The following is a 5,278-nucleotide window of genomic DNA, read 5'->3' as shown; positions in this document are numbered from 1 at the left end:
CCGGCCCCTGCCCGGACTCCGGCCCCTGCCCGGACTCCGGCCCCTGCCCGGACTCCGGCCCCTGCCCGGACTCCGGCCCCTGCCCGGACTCCGGCCCCTGCCCGGACTCCGGCCGCTCCCCGGACTCCGGCCCACCTCCGCGGACGACGGCCGGGCCGAACGGGGCGACGCCGCCCCACCGGCCGCGAGAGGCCAGCGGCGCCAGGCGCACCTGCCACGCCTCGGCGGCCTCGCGCCGCCACCTGGACGGGATGGGGGAGTCCGCGAGGAAGCGGTCCAGCGCCGCCTCCTCCCGCCACACCGCGAGCAGCGCCCAGCGGCGGGCGTCCGCGCCGAGCGTCATGGACCGCCCCCGTCCCGTCCCGAGCAGCCGCCAGAACAGCAGCCCGCCCGTACGGCGCAGCAGCGGCCGGTCGAACGCCATGTACCGCGCGGCGCCGAGATCCACGTACCTGATGAGGTGAAACGAGGCGATGATGTTCCCCGTGCCGGTCGCCCTGCTGGTCTCGGTCATCGGCGGTTACCTCCTCGGCTCGATCCCGGTGGCGGTGCTGGTCGCCCGGGGCCACGGGTTCGACCCTCGCGACGTGGGCGACCGCAATCCCGGCTTCTGGAACATGCGCGAGCGGCTCGGGGCGAGCGGGGCCGCGCCCGTCTTCGCCGGCGACATGCTCAAGGGCGTGCTTGCCGGGCTGCTCGGGCTCGCGGCCGGCGGAGGGCACACGACCGGCCCATGGGTGGTCGCCGAGCCCAGCGCGCTCACCGCGTACACCGCGGTCGCGGCCGCGATGATCGGGCACGCCTGGCCGGTGTTCGCGCGGTTCCGCGGCGGACGCTCGATCCTCACCTTCGCGGGAGGGCTGGCGGTCATCTGCCCGCCGGCGTTCGCGCTCGGCCTGGCGCTGCTCGCCGTCACCGCAGTGCTCGCCCGGTCGTTCGCCGTCGGCGCCCGGGTGGGCGTGTTCGCCCTGCCGGTGCTGCAACTCGCCTTCGCGCCGGTCGGCCACGTCGCGGCGACGGGCGCGCTGATGTGCCTCATCGGCCTGCGCTTCGGACAGGCGGCTCTGGCCGCGCGGCGTTCGTGACCGCGGCGGCGGGGCCGGCGGCGCGGCCCCGCCCTGAGTAGGTGCGGTGACGCCAGGTCCGCGCCGGCCGCAGCGTCCCGAGGGTCAGCCGTACGGCGGTGGCCGGGTCGAGCAGCGCCGACAGGACCACGCCGGGGCCGGGCCTGGCGTAGCTTCTCCGCAGCGCGCCCGAGAGCAGCAGCCGGGCGGCGAGCAGAACTAGGTCCAGCCGGGTCGGCCGGCCGGCGGCGAGCCTCAGCACCGGCAGGGCGGCGGCCAGCCAGACGACGGCGAGGTCGGCGGCCTGCCGGCCGGGGCCGGTCACGTCGGCGAGCGGCAGCGACCGCCCCCACTCCCGCCACACCTCGGCGGCCGACTCGTGCATGTCGACCTCCAGCAGGTCTCCCGCGTCGAGGAATCCGACCGCCCATCCCCGCGCCGCGAGCGTCCGGGCGAGCGCGACGTCGTCCGTCATGTGGCCGCGCACCCGGGTGAACCCGTCGGCGCGCAGCATCGCCTCGCGCCGGAAGGCCAGGCACTGGCCGTTGGCGATGATGCGGTGCGGCGGCGGGGGTGGGACCGGGCCGATGGGACCGAACCGGTAGACCAGCGTGGCGAGGAACGAGGCGTGCAGCGCCTGCTCGGTAGCGCCGTCGCACACGAAGCGCGGACCCGCGCTGACCAGGTCCCTTCCCTCCAGCGCGGCCGCGAGCGCGCCGAAGAGGCCGGGCCGCGGCCGGGTGTCGGCGTCCAGCGTGACGACGATCTCGCCGCTCGCCCGCACCAGCCCCTGGTGGAGCGCCCACTGCTTGCCGACCCATCCGGCGGGCAGCGGCCGTCCCGAGACCACCGTCGCGCCGAGCGCGGCGGCGATCCGGGCGGTGCCGTCCGAGGACTCGTCGTCCACGACGATCACCTCGGTCACGGCGGGGTCGGCGAGGACGGCCGCCAGGCAGGGGCCGATGCGGGCCTCCTCGTTCCTGGCCGGGATCACCACCGTGACGGGCGGTGCGGGCAGGGCGGTCACCGGGGCGAGGGGGGGCAGCCGGCGGCGGCCGCGCGCCAGCCGCGCGGCGACGGCCAGGGCGGCGAGCGCCTGCGCCCCGGCGAGCAGGCGTCCGATGCGCGCAGGCCCCGGTCCGCGGTGCGAACGGACGACCTGCGCCGCGGATGCCCGCTGCCCGTTCACCGCGCCTCGCTCTGTTGGGTGCTTAGACGGCGGGAAGCACGGTGCGCCCGGTTTGCGGCGCCCCGGCCGCGAAGGTCGTCGTTCACGAGCTCGGCGACGATGCGCCCGCCCATCGTCACCAGCGGCAGCCCACCGCCGGGGTGGACCGAGCCGCCCACCAGGTAGAGGCCCCGCCGAGGTCCCCGATTGCCGGGCCGGCGGAACGGCGCCAGCCTGCCGTCGTACGCGCCCCCGTAGATCGCGCCGCCCCAGGCGCCGTAGCGGTCCCGGATGTCCGCCGGTGTGGAGGTCTCAAGGAAACGCAGCCGCCCGGACAGGTCGTGGCCGCGCTCGGCCAGCCTCTCCAGCACGCGCGCCCCGTACGCCTCGGGGGAGAAGGGCCAGCGCGCGGGGTCGCCCGAGGGGACGTTGACCAGCATCACCCAGTTCTCCGCGCCGGCGGGCGCCTGCGAGGGGTCGTCCACGGCCGAGCAGCCGATGTACACGGTCGGGTCCTCCGGCGGACGCCGCCGCTCGAATATGTCGCCGAACTCCTCGCGGTAGTCGGCGGAGAACACGATCGAATGGTGCGGCAGGTCCGCTGTCCGCCCCTCCACGCCGGCCAGCATGAGGAACGCCGAGGACGACAGCCCGAGCCGCGCGATCCGCCGCAACCGGGCCCGGTCGGGGAGCAGCCGCCCGTACAAGGACGCGGCGTCGGCGTTCACCACCACGGCGGCCGCCGTGACCGCCTCGCCGCCGGCCAGTCGCACGCCGCGGACCCGTGTGCGGTCGGCCAGGACCTCGGTCACCTCGGTGGACAGGTGGACCTCCACGCCGGCCTCGTGCAACAGCGCGCCCAGGGCGTCGGCGATGCGGGGGAGACCGCCGGACACGTACCAGCCGCCTTCCCCGTGCTCGATCGCCGGGACGCAGCCGAGCGCCGCGGGCGCCCGGTACGGGCTCGACCCGGCGTAGGTGGCGTACCGGTCGACGTACTGGCGCAGCCGGGGGTCGCGGAAGAACGCGCTCGCCAGCCCGTGCAGGGTGCGGCCGGGCGCGACGGCCAGCAGGTCTCCCGGACGCGCCCGTTCCGGCGGCCGGCGCAGCGACGCCGGCGGCCCGGCGAAGAAGGTGCGCTCCGATGCCTCCAGGCAGCCGCGGGCCCAACGGTGGAAGGCCCGCCAGTGTTCACCCTCCCCCGGCGCGAGCCGCTCGACCGCGGCCGCCGTCCTCTCCGGGTCGCGGTACGCCGAGAAGCACGACCCGTCGTGGAAGCGGTAACGGCACAGGACGTCCGGCTCGACGAGGTCCAGGGACATGCCGAGGTCGCGGAACAGCCGCGGCATGGTCAGCAGCGAGGGTCCGAGCGAGAAGGTGAACCCCTCGCGCCGGTGCTCGGCGAGCTTGCCGCCGAGCCGGGGCAGGCGTTCGTACAGCCGCACGGCGTGCCCGTCACGGGCGAGCAGCAGGGCGCACACCATGCCACCCACGCCGCCGCCGACCACGATCACCTCCGCCATCGGCGCCCCAATGCCAGCAGGACACATGTGCCCATCGCCACTCCTCCCACCGTGGCGACGAGGAGGTCGACCGGGCGGAACACGGCCGCGAAGCCGATCGTCTCCATCACCGCCATCACGGCGTACACGGCGACCAGTCCCGTGCTTCCCTGGGGAGGGTCGCCCGCGATCCGATCGATCAAGTTCATGACCAGCAGGGACACCAGGAACCAGCCTGCGAAGTTGGTGAGCGGCACTCCGCGGTACGGACCCGCGTCCTCCCACTGCCACAGTCCGAGCCGGAGCATCTGCGGGTCCAGGAACAGGTCCCACGCAGTGAGGGCCAGCGCGCCCACGCAGGCCCGGGCCGTACGGCCGCCGGGCGCGACGCGGCGAGCGACCGCCTGGGCGGCCAGCCCCATGCCGCCCCAGGCCAGGGCCACGATCAGCGGGACGCCTCCCGGGCTCGGCCACAGCGCCCCTGTGTAGTGGTAGGCGCCGAACGGCAGGCCGGACCTCGTGCCGATCCACTCCGCCGCGTAGCCGGTGACCGCGGCCGCGGCGAAGGCGGCGGCCGCCCGGGGCAGCGTGTGCGCGGACGCCGCGTAGGCGATCGCGGCCGCCGACATCAGGACGACGACCAGGCTGACCAGCCCCAGGTTCTCGGGGCGCAGCCCCGTCATCACCTGGGCCGCCACCATGGCGGCGAGCAGTGCGGTACCGGCGACGTTGTAGCCGGTCTCGGCACGGCCGCGCCCGAGATGCTCCTCCGGCCGTCCGGGCACCGCCCTCTCCCCTTCCCTGGGGGTCCTCCGCGCGTTCACATGTAGTCATTCGATCGAGAGCGGAACATCAGATGCATCGGAGCCCGGCGCACTGTCCGCCCGGCGAACCGTCCGTGTGAAGCGAGGGTCGCCGCACGGGCCCCGCACCGGAAGCACCGCCACGAAGGTTTGGGCTTTGGCGACCAGGGAATAACCGTGGGCTGACCCAACTTGGCCATCTGGCCGTCGAGCCGGTGCTAGAGTTCTATCTCGCAGGGCGCCGCCGCGCTCCACCCGAGTTCGGGCGGAGGCTCCGGGGATCATTCGACTCCCAGAGGATGCTAGGCTTCCTGCACTCCCAAAGACCTATCTGCGTCTGAGATGCCGCGTTGCGAGTTGACCCGGCCACTCTGGTCAGGTAAGTTAGTGGAGTTGCCCTGGAGACGGGGCGGCCTGAATGCTAGATGGTTCGGATGGTTGGAAGTCAAGTGCGGGTAACACCGCGATTTGGCTCTGATCGACCGGGTCGGCTAAAATGAAGGCAGACGAGATGAACGCCCCGGACGGGGGTCGGGCCCTGTGGGTCTGGTTTCCGGTTGGTGTACGCGTCCGTTTCTTGAGAACTCAACAGTGTGTTAAAAGCCAGTGCATGAATATGCATTACTCCCGTCTTCCACGCTCTTTGGTGGGTGTGGGGATGGTTTTCCTTTGGTTGGCATCCTGCATGTTGTGTGCGGGGTGTCTGCCGGGATGGTTCTTCAGACATTGTTTGGAGAGTTT

The 5,278-nt window shown here is 73.8% G+C and carries 4 protein-coding genes and 1 pseudogene; 1 reads left to right on the top strand and 4 read right to left on the bottom strand.

Translation table 11 applies throughout. The features are described from left to right. Window positions 1–514 (bottom strand): annotated as a pseudogene (locus ACZ6QO_RS32340) (hypothetical protein); the annotation flags it as partial. Here ACZ6QO_RS32340 and ACZ6QO_RS32335 point away from each other — a divergent pair. Further along, complete coding sequence (locus ACZ6QO_RS32335) at window positions 486–1,085, top strand: glycerol-3-phosphate acyltransferase (RefSeq protein ID WP_465856328.1); 600 nt, start codon at window positions 486–488, stop codon at window positions 1,083–1,085. The pseudogene ACZ6QO_RS32340 and the gene ACZ6QO_RS32335 overlap by 29 nt on opposite strands. Here the strand turns inward: ACZ6QO_RS32335 and ACZ6QO_RS32330 are convergent. From ACZ6QO_RS32330 to ACZ6QO_RS32320, 3 genes are read right to left on the bottom strand one after another with little or no spacing between them, the layout of a single operon-like run. Then, complete coding sequence (locus ACZ6QO_RS32330; RefSeq protein WP_465856326.1) at window positions 1,036–2,253, bottom strand: glycosyltransferase family 2 protein; 1,218 nt, start codon at window positions 2,251–2,253, stop codon at window positions 1,036–1,038. The genes ACZ6QO_RS32335 and ACZ6QO_RS32330 overlap by 50 nt on opposite strands. Next, on the bottom strand, window positions 2,250–3,755 hold the full coding sequence (locus ACZ6QO_RS32325; protein WP_465856324.1) for a phytoene desaturase family protein: 1,506 nt from the start codon (window positions 3,753–3,755) through the stop codon (window positions 2,250–2,252). The genes ACZ6QO_RS32330 and ACZ6QO_RS32325 overlap by 4 nt, the downstream gene beginning before the upstream one ends. Further along, on the bottom strand, window positions 3,743–4,519 hold the full coding sequence (locus tag ACZ6QO_RS32320; protein WP_465856322.1) for a carotenoid biosynthesis protein: 777 nt from the start codon (window positions 4,517–4,519) through the stop codon (window positions 3,743–3,745). Before ACZ6QO_RS32320 ends, ACZ6QO_RS32325 begins: the two co-directional genes overlap by 13 nt. Window positions 4,520–5,278 lie beyond the last annotated feature (759 nt).

Source organism: Sphaerisporangium sp. NPDC049457, assembly GCF_055586705.1.
This window is presented reverse-complemented; position numbering and strand designations above follow the sequence as displayed.